The 18,143-nt window shown below is 48.1% G+C and carries 10 protein-coding genes and 1 tRNA gene; 6 read left to right on the forward strand and 5 right to left on the reverse strand.

What is annotated here, in order from left to right; genetic code table 11:
* Positions 1-55 precede the first annotated feature (55 nt).
* The 3 genes from ACO0LB_RS03270 to ACO0LB_RS03280 form a co-directional block, all read right to left on the reverse strand.
* On the reverse strand, positions 56-1,819 hold the full coding sequence (locus tag ACO0LB_RS03270; RefSeq protein WP_423046439.1) for a methyl-accepting chemotaxis protein: 1,764 nt from the start codon (positions 1,817-1,819) through the stop codon (positions 56-58).
* 803 nt (positions 1,820-2,622) lie between these two features.
* A complete protein-coding gene (locus ACO0LB_RS03275; protein WP_423046441.1) occupies positions 2,623-5,391 on the reverse strand; it encodes a TonB-dependent receptor in 2,769 nt (922 codons plus the stop codon).
* 765 nt (positions 5,392-6,156) lie between these two features.
* Positions 6,157-6,699: a c-type cytochrome gene (locus ACO0LB_RS03280; RefSeq protein ID WP_423046443.1), complete on the reverse strand. Its 543-nt coding sequence runs from the start codon at positions 6,697-6,699 to the stop codon at positions 6,157-6,159.
* Between the two features lie 228 nt (positions 6,700-6,927).
* Here ACO0LB_RS03280 and ACO0LB_RS03285 point away from each other — a divergent pair.
* The 5 genes from ACO0LB_RS03285 (at position 6,928) to ACO0LB_RS03305 (ending at position 14,375) form a co-directional block, all read left to right on the forward strand.
* Positions 6,928-7,004: transfer RNA gene (locus ACO0LB_RS03285), tRNA-Arg, on the forward strand.
* 186 nt (positions 7,005-7,190) lie between these two features.
* On the forward strand, positions 7,191-9,977 hold the full coding sequence (locus ACO0LB_RS03290; protein WP_423046445.1) for a M16 family metallopeptidase: 2,787 nt from the start codon (positions 7,191-7,193) through the stop codon (positions 9,975-9,977).
* Between the two features lie 236 nt (positions 9,978-10,213).
* Positions 10,214-11,011 carry a substrate-binding periplasmic protein gene (locus tag ACO0LB_RS03295; protein ID WP_423046447.1) on the forward strand — a complete coding sequence of 266 codons (798 nt, stop codon included), beginning with the start codon at positions 10,214-10,216 and terminating at the stop codon, positions 11,009-11,011.
* 154 nt (positions 11,012-11,165) lie between these two features.
* Entirely contained in the window at positions 11,166-11,894 is a 729-nt protein-coding gene (locus ACO0LB_RS03300; RefSeq protein WP_423046449.1) for a substrate-binding periplasmic protein, read from the forward strand.
* A gap of 138 nt (positions 11,895-12,032) precedes the next feature.
* Positions 12,033-14,375 (forward strand): DEAD/DEAH box helicase, encoded by a 2,343-nt coding sequence (locus ACO0LB_RS03305; RefSeq protein ID WP_423046451.1) that lies wholly within the window; start codon positions 12,033-12,035, stop codon positions 14,373-14,375.
* A 107-nt stretch (positions 14,376-14,482) separates the two neighbouring features.
* Here the strand turns inward: ACO0LB_RS03305 and ACO0LB_RS03310 are convergent, their stop codons facing one another.
* Positions 14,483-16,699 carry a C1 family peptidase gene (locus ACO0LB_RS03310; RefSeq protein WP_423046453.1) on the reverse strand — a complete coding sequence of 739 codons (2,217 nt, stop codon included), beginning with the start codon at positions 16,697-16,699 and terminating at the stop codon, positions 14,483-14,485.
* A gap of 143 nt (positions 16,700-16,842) precedes the next feature.
* On the opposite strand from ACO0LB_RS03310, the gene ACO0LB_RS03315 reads away from it, so the two are divergent.
* Positions 16,843-17,010, forward strand: a complete 168-nt coding sequence (locus ACO0LB_RS03315; protein ID WP_423046455.1) for a hypothetical protein — start codon at positions 16,843-16,845, stop codon at positions 17,008-17,010.
* 10 nt (positions 17,011-17,020) lie between these two features.
* Here ACO0LB_RS03315 and ACO0LB_RS03320 read toward each other — a convergent pair whose 3' ends face one another.
* Positions 17,021-17,977: a peptidylprolyl isomerase gene (locus tag ACO0LB_RS03320; RefSeq protein ID WP_423046456.1), complete on the reverse strand. Its 957-nt coding sequence runs from the start codon at positions 17,975-17,977 to the stop codon at positions 17,021-17,023.
* Positions 17,978-18,143: the final 166 nt, after the last annotated feature.

The following is an 18,143-nucleotide window of genomic DNA, read 5'->3' on the forward strand; positions in this document are numbered from 1 at the left end:
GTGTATTTCTTTCTTTTTTATTGGTATTTATGTGAGTCATCATATTTGGCAATGATCAGAACTCTTCCCAGTCATCCGTGCTATCGGTGGCTTTGGTGCCAGCCGCTGCTGTTTTTTTGATGGCAGGTTGAGTGATGGGCAAAGGCTTGCGCGGAGCAACACGTGCCGTCGGTTTGACAACATGCAGTAATGGCTCTGCGCGCTTCACTATCTTATGTGTGCTGGGTGTGAGATGAGACACTGCCGCTACTAATGGCGTTGCCTGATGGCTGAGTTTGAAAACACTGACCACGTTAGCGAGTTCAGCCGCTTGATCCTGCAAACTTTGTGCGGCGGCGGCGGCTTCTTCAACCAGCGCAGCATTTTGCTGGGTGACGCTATCCATTTCAATAATGGCGTGATTCACCTGTTCTATTCCTGCGCTTTGTTCCTGGCTGGCTGAACTGATTTCGGCAATGATGTCCGTGACATGCTTCACGCTGGTAACAACCTGCTCAATCGTAATGCCCGCCTGACCGACAAGTTTGCTACCGATATCGACTTTTTCGACCGAGGTATCAATCAGTGTTTTAATCTCTTTCGCTGCGGCTGCACTGCGTTGTGCCAGATTGCGCACTTCGGCTGCGACTACGGCAAAACCTCGCCCCTGTTCACCGGCACGGGCTGCTTCTACTGCGGCGTTCAGTGCCAGAATATTGGTCTGAAAAGCGATCCCATCAATGACGCTGATGATATCAACGATTTTCTTTGATGATTCATTGATGGACCCCATCGTATCAATCACTTGTGCCACAACTTCTCCGCCTTGTCGTGCAACGCTGGATGCTGATGCGGCGAGTTGATTGGCTTCACGGGCATTGTCGGCATTTTGTTTTACCGTGCTGGTCAGCTCTTTCATCGACGAGGTAGTTTTTTCGAGCGAGCTTGCTTGCTGCTCCGTGCGGGCAGACAGGTCAAGGTTGCCTGTCGCGATTTCGCTCGACGCAGTCGCGATGGTTTCTGTGCCATTTCTTACCTGCGTTACGATGTTGACCAGACTGTCACGCATGTTTTTCATTTCAGCGATCAGACTATGCTGATCGCCGTGGCGGAGGTTGATGTCTGCTGTCAGTTCTCCGGCAGCAATCTGGCTGGCGATTCTGGCAGCGTAATCGGGTTCCCCACCTAATTGGCGTAACAGACTACGGCTGATCAGCCATGCAGCATAAATTCCGGTACCAAGCGCAATCGCACTCAGAATCAGCATCATGCCGGTGGCAGCCTTAAACGCGGCGCTGGCATCTTCTGCGACGGCAGCATTGCTTTTGTCTTCGAGAGCGACTAATTCATCCAAGGTATCGAGCCATTTTTTTTGTACCGGACGCAGTTTTTTAATCAAGGTGATCGTGGCAACTTCAGCATCATTTGCCATGCCTAATTCTTGCGCTTTCGCTGGCAGACTGGCTGCGGCATTGGCCTGTTCTTTCAGTTTGGCCAGCAAGGTTTTCTTTTCTTCATTGAGATTGCCGTCGCTAGTGGCGATTTTGTTCAGATCATCATCAGCCGCAGCATATTTTTTTGATTGCTCCGCAATTTTTGCGAGTTCTGGTTCCATATCGCCGGCATCGTTGAGCAAGGTCAGATTACGTAGCGACACCATGCGGTCGTAGACGATTGCACGCATATCGATGGCGAGCCGGGTTTCGACATTACTGATATGGACAATTTTTTCAAGTCGCCCCTGGATTTGGGACATCCTGAAAATACCAACGATTGCCACGGCGATGAGAAGCGTCAGCACGAGAGCAAAGCCTAGTCCAAGACGTTTACTTACTGTCATTGTTGAAAAATTCATGTGTGTGACTGGATTTAAAGTGGTTGAAAAGACGAAAAATTTCTATGCAAATTTATTTTCATAAAGTATGCATTTTCTATGCCTGATTTTTGCACCAAACAAGAGAGGGAAAAATGATTCGCTTACCTGCTCATTCTCTGCAAACGGGGTCGCTATTATCCTGAATGTGATTCAGTTGCTCTGTGGCATTGAGATATGAAGCCTAGAAATATACGCGTTTTTTTCTGTGCGGCAAGTGATATTTATGTTCTGAAATTTAAGTAAATGAAGATATATTTACTATGAAAAATTAAACATTTTTTTAAAATGGCAGCTATTTATTTGCACAAATTAGTAGCAACTAATGATGATCGAAAAATAGAGTTTGTAACGAAATTTTCTTCGAAGTTTTATGCTGTTTTCCTTGGCTAATTCATCTTGTTGAGAGTGAAAAATGACCATAGAAATAAATAGAAGGAGAATTGCGCTTTAGAGTTTTCCTTCTTTATTTGAAAATTTATTTTCAAATTGTGTGAATTCGCAACAATATCAACGAATCAAAAGCACCGTTGTATTATCTGAAACTGGTATTGAAGCTGTATCTATCGGTGATTCAACACATTATCCAGGAGTGATAAAGATTCCGCTGCTGCCCATGCATCAGAGCTGAGGATGAATGCTGCGTATGAAACACCATTACGATGCTGGAAATAAAAAATCCTGCCAATTTGCATTGGCAGGACGATTAAATCTTAACTGATGTGGAGTAGCTTTAGTACTATCAGATTTAAGAGTTGAGTCTTGCTATATTACTTAAAGCGATAATTTGCCGTAACGTAAACGAAGCGACCACGGGGGTCGTATTGGTATACATCGTAGCCCGCTTGGAATTGATTCGTAACAGCCGTACCGATAATGTTTGGTTGTTTATCAAATAGATTTTTTACGCCAAATCCCAGTACCAAGTTTTTAATTCCTTTGTAGCTGATGTTTGCGTCGTAGATAGATTCACTAGAAATAAACACGCGATTATCGTTGAGGTCATGACCAACTTCGTAACCTGTTCTGAAATTTTGAATCAACGTTGTTGCCCATGATCCAACAGTCCAGGTGCCTGCTAATTGATGCTTCCAACGTAAAATAACACCGCCGTTTTGTGCGCCAATCACAGGGTTACCAGCGCCATCGACCAAAGTCCCTACTTTATGAGACAAGTCACCACCTGGGCTGGTTTGATCGTATTTGTCCATGTATGTACCGTTGATAGATACATCAAGACGACCAAAGTTAAAGGTGTCACGCCATGTCGCAAACACATCAACACCTTTGACGTTTGCTTCACCAGTATTGGCATTGACAGATTTAATCAAGGTTACGTCATTTCCGGCCAAAGTGACTAAGCCAGCATAAGCAGGATCGCCAGCTCTGAAGCGAGACACTACTTCTTGTGCGGATGGTGTAGCAATAATATCTTTAACTTTTATATTAAAAAAGTCGATTCCGACACTCGTATTGCTTGTTGGTTGCAAGACCATACCCAAAGAGTATTGGTTTGATTTCTCTGGTTTTAAATTTGGATTACCACCGCTTAACTGACTGACTTGCAAACCAGTTTGTTTAGTCGCAGGATCATTAAATGCCTCTGATGTTCCCAAAACTTGTGGTGTCCATAAGTCAACAAGAGTTGGTGCACGGAAGCCTGTACCTACAGATGCTCGGAACAACACGGCTTTAGTTGGCTGCCAACGTGCATTTGCTTTGTAGTTAGTGGACGCACCTACGTCATCGTAACGATCGTTACGCACAGCAACTGTTCCCTCTAGGGTTTTTAATAGCGGCACATTGACTTCTGCAAACATAGAGTTCACGGTTCTGTTCCGGTCAATTGGAACTTGTTGGCCACCGAGACCGGCGATATCTCCAGATTGATATGCTGCGCTTGGTGCAGTTGTGTATGTTTCACGACGTGATTGAATACCTGCTGCGTATTGAGTTTGTATATCTCCAAGCTTAATTAAATCGCCAGATAATTTAGCGTCAAGCGTGTTGCTCTTGGAAGTCGCACTCAGGAAATCGCCGCTAAATTTTGCAGTCGCAATTTTTCCTGCCAATGCACCAGTTTGTACGCCACCTGCGGCCCATGGATTCCAATTGCTGTTTGGATCGTTAATGATTTTTGCGTAAGCAACCTGAGAGAAATAGCCTGTGGTTACAGAGCTTGTTAATTTTGATTCATTACTGCTGAAACCAACTTCATAGTCTTGATTGGCGATCGTACCTCTGCTGCCCACGACAATGCGAGATTGCGTTGCTGTATCGACATTTTGACGTGGTCCAAAATCAAATACACGCGATGTAATTGACAATGGATTCCCGTTGACTAAAGAGCCAAACCCATTATTTTTTAAAAATGGCGCAGCAATATTTTGGTATGCCGGGTTATTTGGATATAGCAACAGTGCAGCTTCAACATTTTGCTTTGCAAATTGTGAATCTGTTGAGAAGAAGCTTGCACGAGCAGGAGATGGTTGATACGTTTGCGTTACTTTACTTTGTGAATACAATGCATCTGCAAACAGTTCATGATTTGAATTTACTTTAAAAGTAAAATTACCGGTAAAGTTTGCTAACTCACGGTCTGGTATCAGGCCTACATCTGGTGCGCTATCGTAGTAGCAATATGGTGCTCCTTTTGCCGACCCAGTTAAACGTGCCATCTTAATCAGATCACACTGATTACTTGCTGCGAGTGGATTACCGTAACCACTACCACCCTGGCTGAAACCTTTATCAGCTCCCACTCCTGGTGTCCAAGAGCCTTGAATGTTGCCTAGTCCCGTTGCTGTGCCATTAAAGTAGGGAAGCACAGTTGATGTCGACGCATAAGAGCGGTCGCGACCAAACAATATTTTTTCTTTTTCGTAAGTGCCGGATAATACGACGCTATATCCATCAGTTTCAATATTGCCAAAACCACCGGTAATGGATGCTTTTTGATTCTGCCCACCGCCACTGGTGGTTGGTGAGCCATAACCTGCGGATAGGTTAATACCGTCTGCTTTTTTGGATAAGATAAAATTGACAACGCCAGCAACTGCATCACTGCCATAAACACCAGATGCGCCATCTTTCAAAACTTCAATGCGTTCAATTGCCGCGATAGGTATAACGTTAACATTGACTGCCGCACCGCCACTGCCAGCAAAAGCAGCTAAACGACGGCCATTAACCAGAATCAATGTTCTCTCATCACCTAAACCACGCAAAGATACAGATGATAATCCACCAGTTGATGTACCTGCACCTTTGGCATTCGAAGTAGCACCAGAAGTTGATAAGGCAGAAATTGATGTTAATAATTCTTGAGTACTAGTCGCACCAGTCCGTTCGATGTCAGCTTTTGTGACGATTTGAACTGGTAACGCTGTTTCTGAGTCGACTCGTTTGATCGACGAGCCGGTAATTTCAACACGCTGTGCTTCTTGTGCAACAGCTGTCTGAACGACGGCTCCGGTACTGATAGCAACAGTACCCGCAAACATCAGGCGTACTGATCGGGACAATATTTTTTCAACCATGACTTACAACCTCCGTTTTTATAATTAATTCGTTTTGCCGTGTGAGCAAGTAATTTGCGATGACTATTGGGTGAAGTGATCCAGACAATAATCGGCATATCTACAAATATTTCTGACAGGAAAATTTGTTATTGGCGTATGTATATTGCAAATCTATGTAAATAAGATCGAAATTTCTAACTTATTTATGTAAATTATTCTGTCAAAAAATATTTATACTGCATGGAACCATTTAGTCGGAGGGAGTGTCAATACTCGCCATTTTTCAAATCACAAAAAAACAACAGGTTTTTTGAAGCCGAAAAAAGGGCGTGAAAATACCAGTGCTTTTATTGTGCTTTGCAATAAATTGGTGCAATCGATCAACGAATTTTGACGGGGAGAATGTTTATTCTTGTATGCGGTGAGAATACAGAATAAAGTTTTTTTCTGATCAATGATGAAGCAAGGAAATTTGTAGAAAACAATTTTCAAAAATATCATTTTTCTTAAGAAAAATGATATTTTTGAATCGAGTTTTAATCACTACAAAGGGAGTTGCACCGATTTGGTGCGAAAAATTATTTTCATAATTTTTGAGTTACAGCATTTTTGCAACACAAAAATTTTCTTTTATACGTCATTGGTACGGTTTTTTACTGTTACCCAGATTGAAATAATGATTTATTTTGATGCACATCAAACCAGCGGTGATCTGATCCTATTTTTCAAGCGCGCATAAAAAAAGCCAGTCATGTGACTGGCTTTTTGTTTGTTTTGACAGGTTTATTTTGCCGATGCTTCAGCAGAGGCTGCGGCAGCCTTGACTTCTGGCTCTTTAAATTTAGCACCGCCAGCGTTGGCCATGTGTACAACGGCACGCGCGACTTCGATATCATCCAGATCAGGATTACCACCCTTGGCTGGCATAGCACGCAAACCACCGAGCGCGTTGGCAACTACTTTGTCATAGCCTTGCGCAATACGCGGACCCCATGCACCTGCATCGCCGAATTTTGGAGAGCCAGCAGCACCAGTATCATGGCATGCGGAACAAACCATCTTGTAGACAGCTTCGCCAGACTGCAATTGCTTAGGACCACTGTTGTCCTTGAATGTGAACCCCTCATCAGCAACCGGGCGGATACGCTGGGCAGTGGCTTCTGCGGTTTGCGCTGCAGAGCCTGCGCCGACTTTCTTGTCATTGGATACAAACTGAACCAGCAAAACGATCAGAATGATGGGAACCAAAAATCCGGCAATGACAGCAACAATGAGTTGCTTAGGGGTCTTAATCGCTGATTCGTGTTCGTCGTGCGCGTCGCTCATGGTTTCCTCGTGACAAATGTTAAGTAGATCCAGGTTGCTGGCTTGCGTAATAAACAGGCAAGCGGTAAAGCTTGGGATTATAGAGCGAAAGCAGCTTGTTTGGAATGAAAACAGCGGAGTACAAGGCAAGTAGTTGGAATATCTGAGCCAATCTGAGACAAAATCCTTGGCGCGACCCACAAGCAAAGGGGTAATTTAGGTTAGAATAGCGAGCTTGGTCACCCCTATGCGCCAGTAGCTCAGTTGGATAGAGTACAGCCCTCCGAAGGCTGGGGTCGCACGTTCGATTCGTGTCTGGCGCACCATTTTCCTGCTTGTTTGTTGTTTCCCGCTCGTCTCTCTTTTTTCTCCACTCCAAAAAATACTGAATGCTTCCTGCTTTGCAGCTGAAGGTGTTGTCCTGGACGCCATCGTTACATGATTGGATTCTGCTACTATCATTCGCTAGCTGGCAATGTACGCTGAATTCATCTGCTTAAGGTTTGTGACCCATGATTTCCACTTTTAAATGTCGAGTGCTCTCTTTTTCTGTGGCGATTGCCTGTCTGGGCGGCGCGCAGGGCATAGTGATGGCGGCGGATAATTTGCCTGTTGCCACTGTCACCGCTGCCGCATCAGCCAAATTACCCGCAGGTATGCAGTTTGTACGCAGTGTCGAGGGAATAGACGAATACCGCCTGCGTAATGGTCTGAGGGTATTGTTGGTACCAGATGCCAGCAAGCCGACCACAACCGTCAACATCACTTACCGTGTTGGTTCACGTCATGAAAACTATGGCGAAACCGGGATGGCACATCTGCTTGAGCACCTGATGTTCAAGGGAAGTAAGGCGCATCCACGCTTGTGGGAAGAAATGTCGCAACGTGGTGTCAATTTTAATGGCACCACCTGGTTGGATCGCACCAATTACTATGAAACCTTTGCAGCGAAGCAAGAAACCCTCGCATGGGCCATTGCGATGGAAGCCGATCGCATGGTGAATTCGCGCATTTCCGGTGATGACCTGAAGACGGAATTTTCCGTGGTGCGGAATGAAATGGAAAAGAATGAAAACTCTTCAGTCGGCATGCTGATGCAAAGAGTGGTGTCGAGCGCTTTTCAATGGCATCACTACGGTAAAGATACCATCGGTGCGCGTACCGATATTGAAAACGTCAGCATTCCACGGTTACAGGCATTCTGGCGTAAGTATTACCAGCCTGATAATGCCACCTTAGTCATCGCTGGTGCGTTTGATGCAGCTTCGGTGTTACAACAGGTGAGCCAGCACTTTGGTCGCATTCCAGCGCCGAAAAGAGTCATCGAAACGACATATACGCTTGATCCCGCACAAGATGGCGAGCGGGATGTGACGGTCCGGCGCGTGGGAGATACGCAGGCGATTGCGGCCTTGTACCATACTGTTCCCGCTGCCCATGCTGATTATGCCGCGACCGAAGCGCTGGCATTGATTCTGGGCGATAGTCCGAATGGTCGTTTGTATAAAGCATTGGTCGAGACGAAAAAAACGGTAGATGTGTTTCCGTGGGCAGCAAGCCTTGAAGAGCCGGGCTTTCTTTTGCTGGGTGCCAATCTGCGTAATGGACAGGATATTGCAGACGCCAAGAAGATTCTGCTGGAAACCATCGAGAGTTTTACCATCCATCCTGTGACAGAGGCAGAGCTTCTGCGCGCTCAATCCCGGCTGGATGCCGATATCGGACAGATTTTCAATGATCCGGAAAAGCTGGCCGTCGCCTTGTCAGACAGCGTTGCTGCTGGTGACTGGCGTTTGTTTTTCCTGTTTCGTGATCGCGTCAAGGCACTCACTGTTGCCGATGTTCAGCGCGTTGCCACCACCTGGTTAAAATCCAGCAATCGTACTTCCGGGAGTTTTATTCCTGAAGAAAAACCTGATCGTGTCCCAGCACCGGCGAAGGCGAATGTCGCACAGGAGTTGCGTCAGTTCAAGCCCGGCGCGGCGATGGCGCAAGCTGAAAATTTTGATAGTTCACCAGACAATATCGACCAACGCACCCAGACCGGTGTGCTGGAAAATGGCCTGAAATACGCTTTACTGCCGAAAACCACGCGTGGCAATACTGTGGTCATGCATTTCAATCTGCATCTGGGCGATGAACAAAGTCTGAAAGGTCGTTCAGTGGCAGGTGAGCTGGCCGCGATGATGTTGAATCGTGGCACAGAAAAACTCACGCATCAGCAATTGACGGAAGAACTCGACAAACTGAAGGCGAAGGTACTGATTGCCGGTTCAGCGTCCAGTGTGATGGTGACCGTAGAAACGATCCGCGATCATTTTCCGGCAGTGCTGGAATTAGTCCGGGATTCCCTGCGTCAGCCTGCTTTTGCTGAGGCTGAGTTCCGCCAGGTCATCAATGGGCAACTGGCGCAGCTGGAAGAGTCGCGTAAAGAACCGCAGGCCCTGGCGATTGATAAAGCACAGCAATTACTCAACATCTGGCCCAAAGACGATCCTCGTTATCATCAAAGTATCGACGAACAAATTGCTGCGTTAACAACCATCAATCTTGAAGAAGTACGGACATTCTGGACAGATTTTTACGGTATCAACGATGATGCGCAGGCGCAACTTGCGGTGGTTGGGGAGTTTGATCCTGTCGCCCTGCGTACCCAATTGCAACGCTTGTTTGGTGACTGGAAAGCGAAAACCAGCTTTCATCGTCTTCGTCAGTCCTATACAGCGACCGTCGCTCAGGAACTCAAGCTCATTACGCCGGATAAAGCGAATGCATTTTTCTTTGGCGCGATGGACTTGCCACTGGGTATCCAACATCCGGATTATCCTGCATTGCAACTTGGCAATTATTTATTGGGTGGCAGCGCCAATTCAAGAATCTTGAACCGCATACGTCAGAAAGATGGCGTCAGCTACGGTGGAGGTTCGTACTTCAGTGCGGGTTCGCTCGATGATGTCGGTAGTTTTTCTGTTGCTGCTATTTATGCGCCAGAAAACCGTGTCAAGCTCGAAACCGGTATGCGCGAGGAAATTGCCCGGGCGTTAAAAGAGGGTTTTTCCAAAGCGGAGGTAGAAGACGGTAAAAAAAGCATGATTCAGCAATTACAACTGGAACGTAGTCAGGATGCGGGTCTGGCATCTGCCTTGGCAAGAAATTTGTATCTTGGAAGAAATATGCAGTTTAGTGCTGACATGGAGAAAAAAATCATGGCACTGAATTCCGCACAGATCCGTGAGGCAATGAACCGCCATATTCTTTACAGCAAATTGATCCGGGTTTTTGCAGGGGATTTTAAATAAGCGGCGCTCTGTCAGCAGAAAGATGCAATAAAGAAAAGGATCGTCATGAAATGTTCGCAAGGGCTTATTCATGCGAATCTGGGTGCGCATTCCAAATGTGTTGTTTGTTCAGATATGCATCTTGATATTGGCTGGCACACATAGCGTGATACGGCAAAACAACTATACCGGACAGATGTGGTTCAGAAACAGGCATTTCATGCTGTCCGGCATTGTTTTCCGGTTAGAATTTAAGGATGATAAACCGCGCTGCCTTCTCTTATTGCAAACACTATATTGATCAATTGACTAGTCAATTGATGTGTCTGGTCACTGGCGTATCGATGGCCATGATGGTGAGCCTGCCACTGTCTGCAACGGAACTGAAGGTCGTGACAGAAAGTCTGCCCCCTTTGAGTTACGAAGAAAATGGCGTGATCACAGGATATTCAACAGAATTGCTGAAAGCTGTTTTACAGACAGCAGACATGAAGGCTTCCATTGAAATATTGCCTTGGGCGCGTGCCTATCAGACCTCACTGAGCCAAGCCAACACACTGATCTACTCCATGACGCGTTTGCCAGAACGTGATGCCTTGTTTGAATGGATAGGCCCGATCAGTTCGCGGCAGATTTTTTTGTATAAATTGCGTGACCGCAAAGAAGTTCAGGTCAAAACTATCGCTGATGTGGCCAATTATCGGGTAGGTCTGGTGCGGGAAATGGCTTCCAGCAAAGAGTTTGTCAAAGCCAGTAATTTGCCAGAGAGCGCATTCGATTACGCACCGACAGTCGAATCCAATATGAAAAAACTGTGGATGCGCCGGATTGACCTGCTGGTGTCGCAAGACTGGAGCGCTGCGTTTTTGGCGAAATCCCAGGACCATAAACCAGAAGAGCTGGAACCTGTACTGTTACTGGATAACCAACGCAGTTATTACTTTGCACTGAATAAACAAAGTGATCCTGCTCTGGTGGCGAAATTACGACTGGCCTTTGAAAAGGTATTGATTTCTGGCAAAGCGGACAAACTCAGAAATAAATATCTGCGCTGAATCACTTAATTGCAGAGGCGTTCATTCCCGCGTTACCGTATTACTTATTTTCCTGCGGTTGTTTTTCATTGGCTATATTGGCTATTCATCGTCCAACACTCACATGCCCATTTTTTTGCGCAAACTGCTGATCTTCTTCGTATGTTGTCTAAGCATGCAGAGCAGTGTTGCCAGCGGCGAAATCATGCGACTGACCACGCTGGAATGGGCGCCGAATGTGGCATCAGATATGCCGGAGCAGGGAGTCATTGCCTCGGTTGTCAAGCAAGTTGCCAGTCAGGCCGGTTTAGAGACGCAGATCCGTTTCGCCCCTTGGAGTCGCGTTGTGCAAGTGGGTGCGAGCGATCCGGCTTATGCAGGTTATTTTCCGGCGTTTTATACCAAAGAGCGTGAAAAAACCTGTTACTTCTCCGGTGTCATTGGTCACACCATCATCGGTTTTGCATACCTGAAAGACAAGCCTTTACATTGGAAAAAATTGCCTGATCTGCAAGGTACGACAATAGGTATCGTACAGGAATATGTCAACGGCGAGGATTTTGATGCCTTGGTCAGAGCGCATGTGCTGACGACCGATATTGCGCCTTCGGACATCAGCAATCTCCGTAAATTACTCGCCGGCAGAGTGGACGTGATTGTGATCAGTAAAGAAGTGTTGCGTCAATTATTGCTTACAGATCCAGGTTTGCAGGCAGCAAAAGAGCAGATCGTATTTCATTCAAAAGAGTTGACCAATTTCTCAATGCACATTTGCTTTCAGAAAAACGAGCGAGGACTCGATCTGCAAAAACGTTTCAATGCAGAACTGGGAAAAGCGAATACAAAAAAAATGGAAAACACGTATTTTCAGCAATTGCAGACATCGAAATCCGGTAGTCGGTGAATTTCTTCTCGCTTTGCTGTTATTTGCTTGCAAATTGTGCATAAATGAAGGATTTTTACCGCAATTTATGCGAGGAGAGTAAACTACAGCCCAAATCTTGTCGCATCCTGCGATACGAGCGAACGAGCGAGCATCGCCATGTCAGAAAACACCTCCCCTATCACCTTCGCCGATCTGCAACTGAGCGCGCCTTTATTGCGCGCCTTGCAAGACGTCGGTTACGAAACGCCGTCACCGATTCAAGCGGCGACTATCCCTTATCTGCTGGATAACCGCGACGTGCTTGGACAAGCGCAAACCGGTACCGGTAAAACCGCATCCTTTGCGCTGCCAATCCTGTCGCGCATCGACATCCGCCAGACTACACCGCAAGCCTTGGTGCTGGCGCCGACGCGCGAACTGGCGATACAGGTTGCCGAAGCGTTCCAGACTTACGCGCGGCATATCCCCGGTTTTCACGTGCTGCCGATTTACGGCGGCCAGAGCTACGGCCCGCAATTGTCGGCGTTGCGCCGCGGCGTGCACGTCGTGGTCGGCACGCCGGGCCGGGTGATCGATCACCTCGATAAAGGTTCGCTCGATTTATCTGCGCTTAAAACGCTGGTGCTCGACGAAGCCGACGAAATGCTGCGCATGGGCTTTATCGACGATGTCGAACGCATCCTGCAAGAGACGCCGGAAAGCCGCCAGACCGCGTTGTTCTCGGCAACCATGCCGTCCGCCATCAAACGTATCGCCCAGACTTATCTGGATAATCCTGCTGAAGTCACGATTGCAGCAAAAACCGGTACCGCCGACAATATCCGCCAGCGTTACTGGCTGGTATCCGGCATGCACAAGCTCGATGCGTTGACGCGCATTCTCGAAGCCGAGACTTTCGACGGCATGATCATTTTCGCCCGCACCAAGCTCGGCACCGAAGAACTGGCTGCCAAGCTCGATGCGCGCGGCTTTTCAGTCGCAGCGATCAACGGCGACATCAACCAGCAGCAGCGCGAACGCACGATACAGCAGCTGAAAGACGGCAAGATCGATATCCTGGTTGCCACCGATGTGGCCGCACGCGGTCTGGATGTCGAACGTATCAGCCACGTGATTAACTACGACGTGCCGTACGATCCGGAAAGCTATACCCATCGTATCGGCCGCACCGGCCGCGCCGGCCGCAGCGGTGAAGCGATTCTGTTCATCACACCGCGCGAAAAAAATCTGTTGAAAGCGATCGAGCGCGCGACCCGCCAGCCGGTCTCGCCGTTAGAGCTGCCGACGATACAAACCGTGAATAACGTGCGTATCGCTCGTTTCAAGGATCAGATTTCGACTACGCTGGCCGAAGGCGGTCTCGAAGAATTTGCTTCGCTGATCGAATCTTACGAACAGGAACACAATATTCCGGCGCTGGAAATCGCTGCGGCGCTGGCCAAGATGGCGCGCGGCGATGAGCCTCTGCTGCTCGATAAAAACCGCCGTGAAACGAAAACCGACGATAGCTGGCGCGATGAGCGTTCTGCACGCGGCGAACGCAGCGAGCGTCCATCGCGTGACCGCGGCGATCGTGGTGATCGTGGCGACAGATTTGAGCGTGAAGAGCGTGGTCCACGTCGTGAGCATAGCCCGCGCGTGTCGGAGCCAGGTATGCAAACGTATCGGATTGCGGTTGGTCATGAGCACGGCGTCAAGCCGGGCAATATCGTCGGTGCGATTGCGAATGAAGCCAATATTGAATCAAAATTCATTGGTCGTATCGACATTTATGATGATTACACCATCCTCGATTTGCCTGACAATTTGCCGACGGAGATGATTGATCATCTGAAATCCGTGCGCGTGGCAGGCCAGTCATTGCGTATCAGTGCCGAGAAAGCAGGAGCGGCAAGTTCTGCGCCGGCACGTACACCGCGTGTTGATCGTTCAGAGTCGCGGACAGAACGTAGCGAACGCACTCCCCGCATCGCTGATAGCGCACCCGGTAGCCGCTTGAATCAGGTGGTTGATCGCGCATTCAGCGCGCCGGATGATGGTGAGCGTTCAGCCAAACCGAAAAAAGACAAGGCAAAAGCCAAAGTCAATGTGCCCATGCAAACTTATCGCATCGAAGTGGGCAAGGCTGATACGGTGACGCCTGCCAATATCGTTGGTGCGATTGCCAATGAAGCAGGGATGGAAGCCAAATATATCGGACGCATCGATATTTTTGATGATTACAGCACACTGGATTTGCCTGTCGGTATGCCGAATGAGTTGCTGACGCAGTTAAAAGGCGTGTGGGTCGCGGGCAAGCAAATCAAAATCAGTCCGATAGGTCAGCCCACCAGCGGTGGAATTGCTCAGGATTTTCCGGCAGGGCCAAAAAAATCCGGCGGTGATCGTCGCGTGATGGAAAAATCCGCAGGATATGCAAAGAAAGATGGCGCTGCACGTGCACCCCGTGCAGATCGCGATCAGGCAAAGCCACATCGCAAAGGCCCAAAAGCAAAATAATATTTTCACACGCTGTTAAAAAAAAGCCTGGTCCTGATTCGGCGAGGCTTTTTTTTGACCTGTGAATGACTGGTATTGAATGGTATTGAATCTGATGGGCAGTAAATTCAGTAATCCAGATCAATTACGGGCTGCGGTAAAGCATCCGACGAAGGCAAGCCCAGAATTCTGCTCAACGTTGCCGAGATTGTTGCAACATCATTATCAAATGCCCCATGAGCCGTTGGGATATGGCGCGTACCGCAATTCATGGTTTTATCGTTGACGATATGCAGACGTGATGCCTGATCCGGATTCAGGCCTGTTCCTGTTGCTGAAAATCCTTGTGGCGCATGACCATTCCAGTAAAAAGTATTCCAATCGTTCAGCGTGTTGATTGTTGCTGGATTCCACATGCCGTCATTGGTATCAATATGGCGGTAAGTGGCGGCATCGAGGCTGGCTGCCATGCCCAGTAACGGTGTTTTGTGCTGTGTCTCGAAAGCACGGGCAACCAGATACAGTAAGGATTTATGATAAATGCCAGCCACGTTGTCTTCCTGCTCCCTTGCATCGGACATCATATGCAGGTGGAACTTGTCTCGTGGCAGCTGATTGCTTTCAATCGCAGGACGATATGTCTGGTTTGCAAACGCCAGCGTACATGCTGGCGCGTACAGACTACAGGACGCAACGGCCAGTTGTCTGGTACCTAGCAGGCGGAGTAAATGGCCTTGTACAATTGATCCGGCAGAATGACCGATCAGATGTAATTCCAGTTTCTTTTTCCCCAGTGTTTTTTGTAGCTGAGCCAACCGATCTGCCAGGATAAACAAGCCACGCGCAGGCGTACCATCCTCAGCGCCCTGCTCCGCATTTTGTTTCATCTGTATCCATTGCCCCTTGCCGCCCAGATTTTCTGCCAAAGATTCGACGGTGCGGTCAGCGACTTCAGCGGCAGCATTTTTCAATGGCGTCAAAGCGTTCCAGGTGCGTTCCTGCTCTGGAAAACTAGCGTTGATTTTGTCAGCCAACATATCAATCAGCGTTTCCTGCAAGCCTGTTCTCCAGGTGATGAATACCGGATAAATGCCGTTTGCCAAAAAATAGGGTGCCATCGCAGCAATACGGCGCAAAGAATCTTCTTCCGAATTCAGGCCGCCGTGCGCATAGACGGCTAATCGCAGGACCGTTGACGTTGGTTGATGCTGTAGCCAGTATAATGGTGCCTCTAACACGACATGATCGACAGCGGCGACGGCATCGCTTGCCTCTACAATTCTCTGGATAACACCGCCGTCATTGCCCATGATCACGGTGAAGCCATATGCCTGATCGGTCGTGAGTTTTGGTAATCCTGCGCGGTGGCTGGTATCTGTTCTGGCTACGTCCAGCAGGGAGCCGCTGGCTCGATACGCGGGAGCAACCGAAATATGCTCCAGACCGGGGTGCTGTAAATTACATGCGTGATAGGGGCGATGCTGCGCTGCGATCGCACCACGTTGCACAGGAACACCCAGCGATACTGTCCATGCGTCGCTGCCATTGGCGACCCAGTCCTCATAGGTCAGAACGGCAAAGCCCTGATGTCCCCAGCCAGTGCCCCAGGAATTTTGCACAATAAAACCCTGATCGGTATAACCAATCAGCGCAAACGCATGGCCACCGGAGGTTTCCGGATGCCAGGTGATGACAGGCAAGTTGTCATAGTTGCTGAGTGTGCTGCGTTTTTTGGGCGCACTGGTATCAAATTGCCAGCCCTCATGCACTTTTCCAGAAACATAAATCGCACCGATTTCCAGTATGGCTGCCTGCATGTCTGTGACAGACGCTTTGTTGATGCGGTAGTAGGTACCTAATGGTCTGGTTGCCGCATCTTCGGCCCAGTTCTTTTTAGGTTTTTCAAATACCGGAACACTATTATTTTTTCTGACGGTATAAGGCCACAGTTCCCGGCTGCAAACGCCGTGCTTGTGCCAGCCTTTCAGCGCGCCACGGCAACTGGAGCCGACATAATCTTCGCCAGCCCATTCATCGTAAAACTGTGCCAGGTGATATAGCATGCGCGGGCTTGCCTGCTGAATATCGGGATTTCTGTGCCACATCAGATAATTGATGACAGCCGCCAGACCAAAGCCTGTACAGGCGCCTTCTGAGCCTTGGTTCAACACCAGACCCGCTTTCACATAAGCGGACAACATGCGTTTGAAATGGCTGAACTCAGGAAAGCTCGGCGGCAAATTGCAGACCCGCGGCGCGTAGGTGCGATCCCGGAAATCAAGCCGGTCCGGGCGTGCATCAAGTGCCAGAGCAGCACCATTGAACTGAAAGCGATTACTGGGCATCACGACCTCTTTTGTTGTGCAGATGAAAATGCGGTCCGGCATTGATTAGCATTAATTAGCCCTGTCAGGGATTGATCAATGCAATCAGACGCGTCAAATTATTATTGTTTTATTTGCAATAATATTCTCAGAATTGAGCAAAAATGGCAACAAATATTCTGGCGATCAAAGAAGAAAAAGCGGCTCCTGTTGTTACAGGAAGCCGCTTTTGTGATTGCTGGTCGCGTTTGCTCAATAAAACAGTGTCAATGAAGCAGTATCATCCAGACATTTTCATCGAGCAAGCGTACGAAGCAACGCTATCGTATTGAATACATCGCGTTATTTTTTTGCAGCGTCAGCAGGTGCCGCTGGTGTTGCTGTGGCTGATGCTGGCGCTGCGCTGACAGCAGGTGCAGAAGCTGCGATAGGTGCTGGCGTTGGTGTGATATCGATTTTTGCTTTTGCCTTGATATCGTCAAGCAATTTTTTCAGATTTTGCTGTTGTAATTGCTGCGTCAGACCTGGTTTCAGTTCTTCAAATGACGGTACGGTCACAGGGCGGGTATCATCGAGAATAATGACGTGATAGCCGAATTGTGATTTAACTGGCTCTTCTGTGAACTTCCCTTTTTCCAGTTTTGCGACTGCGGCACTGAACTCAGGCACCATGTTGCGTGCATCAAACCAGCCCAGATCGCCGCCCTTGCCTTTAGAGCCTGGATCTTTGGATTTGGATTTTGCCAGTCCGTCAAAGGCTTTTGCGTCTTTTTTGAGTTTGGCGATGATTTCTTTGGCTTCGTCTTCTTTTTCCACCAGAATATGGCGCGCTTTGAACTGATTGCCGCCGGATTGCGCTTTGAATTTATCGTATTCCGCTTTCAACGCTTCCTCTGTCACGCTGGCAGTCTTTGTGTAGTCGCGGATAAATGCATTCGCCAGAATAGACTGACGTGTCATTTCTATCTGCTCAGTGACTTCAGGCGTTTTATCCAGACCTTTGCTGACGGCTTCCTGCGCGACCAGCAATTGCATGGCCAGATTATCGATCACCAGCTTGCGGGTTTCAGGATTATCCGGCATGCCCTGGGAGGCTTGCTGTAACATGATCTGATCGAGTTGTTTTTTGCTGATAGGCGTACCATTGACTGTCGCTGCAACATCATCCTTACTGATGGCTGGTGCGCTGGCAACGGGTGCGGATGCTGGCGCCGGTTGGGTGGTTTCTTTCTCATTACAGCCACTTAATGCCAATAAGGCGACGGCACTACCTAAGACAACGCGATACTTCATAGACATGAGTTTTCCTCGAGTAAATAAACTAAATAACTAAAATAAATAGGACTTACGCAAAATTGTCACAGCAAGGCGAAACAAACTTCCTGTTCTTTGGAATACATCACTGGCAAGTGATGTTCGTTTCGCCAGCAGGCAACATGTTGCCTGAAACCCTGGCTACACCATG

The organism is Undibacterium sp. SXout7W (assembly GCF_049339385.1).
Taxonomy (GTDB): Bacteria; Pseudomonadota; Gammaproteobacteria; order Burkholderiales; family Burkholderiaceae_D; genus Undibacterium.